The organism is Alkanindiges illinoisensis, from assembly GCF_004377485.1.
GTDB lineage: Bacteria > Pseudomonadota > Gammaproteobacteria > Pseudomonadales > Moraxellaceae > Alkanindiges > Alkanindiges illinoisensis_A.
Genome location: NZ_SNTY01000052.1, coordinates 1 through 4,056, shown reverse-complemented (window position 1 = coordinate 4,056; position 4,056 = coordinate 1). Strand labels below are relative to the sequence as shown.

The 4,056-nt window shown below is 48.6% G+C and carries 2 protein-coding genes; both read left to right on the top strand.

The genetic code is table 11. The features are described from left to right. Positions 1-307: 307 nt before the first annotated feature. Entirely contained in the window at positions 308-2,602 is a 2,295-nt protein-coding gene (locus tag E2B99_RS11175) for an NADP-dependent malic enzyme (protein WP_134245025.1), read from the top strand. 70 nt (positions 2,603-2,672) lie between these two features. Then, positions 2,673-3,914, top strand: coding sequence for a multifunctional CCA addition/repair protein (locus E2B99_RS11170; protein WP_134245024.1), 1,242 nt, complete (start codon positions 2,673-2,675; stop codon positions 3,912-3,914). The last annotated feature ends 142 nt before the right edge of the window (positions 3,915-4,056 follow it).

Below are 4,056 nucleotides of genomic sequence, written 5' to 3'. Positions count from 1 at the left end.
GGATGCATATATTGCAGAAATCACTCAACGATTGAACCATCGTCCAAGAAAAAGACTCGGATTTAAAAGTCCGAGTCAGGTATTATTCCAAGAACATGGTGTTGCACTTCAAATGCTAATCTAAGAAAGCTGTTCGGGATAAATCCCACATAATAATTTGCGTTAGCTAAAAACTGACCAGTAAACAGATAATTGTGTATAAGTCCTGACATCAGTCTGATCTAATGCTATAGTTTCCCACTTGTTTAACCGTGTATACCTAGCCTTTTGGTGGCTAGCCGATACCCTTGCGAAACCAGAGAACGAGATGGATGATCAAGCATTAAAAAAAGCTGCGCTGCATTATCATGAATTCCCACAGCCTGGCAAAATTAGTGTCACTCCAAGCAAACAACTAGTCAATCAACGTGATCTGGCACTCGCCTATTCGCCTGGGGTCGCAGCACCCTGCCTTGAAATTGAACGTGATCCCTCAACCGCTGCCCTTTACACTGCTCGTGGCAATCTGGTGGCAGTAATCAGTAACGGTACTGCCGTATTGGGCCTTGGTAATATTGGCCCGCTGGCTTCCAAACCCGTAATGGAAGGCAAAGGCGTTCTGTTCAAAAAATTTGCTGGCGTCGATGTCTTTGATATTGAAATTGCCGAAAATGATCCGGACAAGATTGTCGATATTATTGCGGCACTGGAACCCACTTTTGGTGGCATTAACCTTGAGGACATCAAGGCACCTGAATGTTTCTATATTGAGCGCAAACTGCGTGAACGCATGAACATTCCAGTGTTCCATGATGACCAGCATGGCACCAGTATCATTGTGGGTGCTGCCCTGCTTAATGCACTGGAAATTGTTGGCAAAAAAATAGAAGACATTAAAATTGTAGCATCTGGTGCAGGTGCCGCAGCCATTTCCTGTCTGGATTTATTATGCGCCATTGGTGTGAAGCGTGAAAATATTACCGTTGCAGACTCACGCGGACTGTTAACCACTGCACGTCTGGGCAGTATGGATGAAAGCAAAGCGCGTTATGCCCAGGATATCCAGCAAACCCAGCTGCATGAAGTGATAGAGGACGCGGACATGTTCCTTGGCCTATCTACTGCTGGCATTCTGACTCCGGCAATGGTCAAGCAAATGGCCAAAGACCCGATTATTTTTGCGCTGGCCAATCCAAACCCTGAAATTTTGCCGGAACATGCGCGCGAAGCCCGTCCGGATGCCATTATTGCTACTGGCCGTTCAGATTATCCAAATCAGGTCAACAATGCGCTGTGCTTCCCGTATATTTTCCGGGGTGCGCTGGATTCTGGCGCTACTACCATTAATGAAGCGATGAAAGTTGCCTGCGTATATGCCATTGCCAAAATGGCGCATGTAGAACCTGATTCCAGTACCTACGGCGAAAATGCACAAACCTTTGGCCGTGAATATCTGATTCCCGGCCCACTTGACCAGCGCCTGATCATGGAAATTGCGCCTGCTGTTGCCAAGGCCGCCATGGAATCCGGGGTTGCAACCCGCCCCATTCAGGATTTTTCAGCCTATCGCCAGCGTTTATCAGAATTTGTTTATAATTCGGCTTTCCTAATGAAGCCTATCTTTGCGCAGGCCAAAACTGATCCAAAACGTATTGTATTTTGTGAAGGTGAAGATGACCGTGTCCTGCGTGCAGCACAGATTGTAGTCGATGATGGTCTGGCCAAACCCATTCTGGTGGGTCGCTCTGCCGTGATTGAAAAAAATATTGCCCGTCAGGGTTTACGCTTAAAAGCCGGGGTCGACTTTGAAATGGTGAATCAGGACGATGATCACCGCTACAAGGATTTCTGGCAGCATTATTACAACATCATGCAGCGTCGTGGCATTGGCGTAGAGTTGGCTAAGCGTGAAGCCCGTCGCCGTACTACCCTGATTGGTTCGCTGCTGGTTCATTTTGGCTATGCCGATGGCATGATCTGCGGTACCTTTGGCTATTATGACCTGCATCTGGGCTATGTCCGTGATGTGATTGGTACCCAATCCAGCAGCAAAAACTTCTATGCCATGAATGTGGTGATGCTGGGTGACCGCAACCTGTTTATTGCCGATACCTATGTCAATCCAAATCCAACTGCTGAGCAACTGGCAGAGATGACACTGCTGGCTGCTGAAGAAGTTCGACGTTTTGGCATGACTCCCAAAGTGGCATTGCTATCGCATTCCAGTTTTGGCAGTGCACATGATGACGCCAGCGCCGAGAAAATGCGTGAAGTCTATCGCTTATTGTCTGCCCAGGCGCCAGAGCTTGAAGTGGAAGGCGAAATGCATGGTGATGCAGCCATTGATGAATCCATTCGTCTGGAACAATTTCCAAACTCGCGCTATAAGGGTTCAGCCAATTTGCTGATCATGCCAAGTCTGGATGCAGCCAATATTGCCTTCAATCTGCTCAAGGCCACGGCAGGCAACAATGTGACCATTGGCCCAATCCTGCTAGGTGCAGCCAAGCCGGTTCATATTCTGACACCTACTGCAACCACACGTCGTATTATCAATATGACTGCCTTAACCGTAGCTGAAATTCAGCATGCAGAAAAGCATCAAAATCAGGCAAAAGGCTAATTAATACCCTTTTTGCCTTGTCAAAGCCCCTATTGTCCTGCATTCTGTAGCGGCATATAGGGGCTTTTTAATGCAAGTGTATTTGGTAGGTGGTGCGGTTCGTGACCAGCTTTTAGGCCGTACAGTGGTTGAACGTGATTATGTCGTGGTGGGTGCCACCCCCGAGCAAATGCTGACCGCAGGCTACAAGCCGGTTGGCAGTGACTTTCCGGTATTTTTGCATCCACAAAGCAAGGAAGAATATGCCCTCGCCCGAACCGAACGTAAGTCTGGTGTGGGTTATGGTGGCTTTACTTTCTACACCTCTCCTGATCTACCATTAGAAGAAGACCTGATTCGCCGTGACCTGACTATCAATGCCATGGCACTGGCCGAAGATGGCAGCATTATTGATCCTTATGGCGGCCAGCAGGATTTGCACAACCGCCTTTTACGTCATGTTTCGCCTGCCTTTATTGAAGACCCGCTACGGGTGTTACGGGTTGCACGCTTTGCGGCCCGTTATGCTCCGTTAGGCTTTAGTGTCGCACCGGAAACGCTGGCGTTGATGCAGGAACTGGTCAATCAGGGCGAAATTAATCATCTAACACCAGAACGGATCTGGAAAGAAACCCAGCGTGCGCTACTTGAAGACCGTGCAGATGTGTATTTTGAAGTGTTGCGTCAGTGCGGTGCATTAAAAGTCATCATGCCAGAGGTCGATGCCCTGTTTGGTGTCCCCCAGCGACCAGAATATCACCCGGAAGTGGATACGGGCATTCATACACTGATGACACTGCAACGTGCCTGTGAAGCCCAATATAGCGACCGGGTGCGTTTTGCCACAGTCCTGCATGATCTGGGTAAGGCGCTAACCCCTACCGACCTGCTGCCACGTCATGCCGAGCATGAAACCCGTGGCGTTGAACCAATTCGTGCATTGTGCCAACGTCTGAAAGTGCCCAGCCAGTATCAGCAACTGGCGGAGCTGGTTTGCCGCGAACATTTGCTATGCCACCGGGTGATGGAATTGCGTCCCGGAACCATCTGGCGACTATTGCAACGACTGGATGTATTGCGCCGTCCAGAGAGGGTAGAAGAATTTATACAGGCCTGTGAATGTGACGCCCGTGGCCGGCTTGGGCTGGAAAACCGCCCTTATGCACAAGCCCATTTTATGCGTGAGGCGATTCAGCAGGTCAGGAATATCCGGGCTATTGATCTGCCGCCGCATATTCAGGGTGCAGACATTGGCGAAGCGCTGATTGAGGCACGCATTGCTGCCATTACTGTACTCAAGAATAACTACACTCAACAACAACTACCTGAATAGCTAAGTTAGCCTAATCTGTATTAGTTCCGATCTGATCGGACAAAGATCTTGAAAAAGAGAAAGTTACCCGTTTAGATAAAGGTGTCGAATCTTAATCAAACAAAGGTAACTTTCTGATGTTGTATACTACCAATCAAATCAT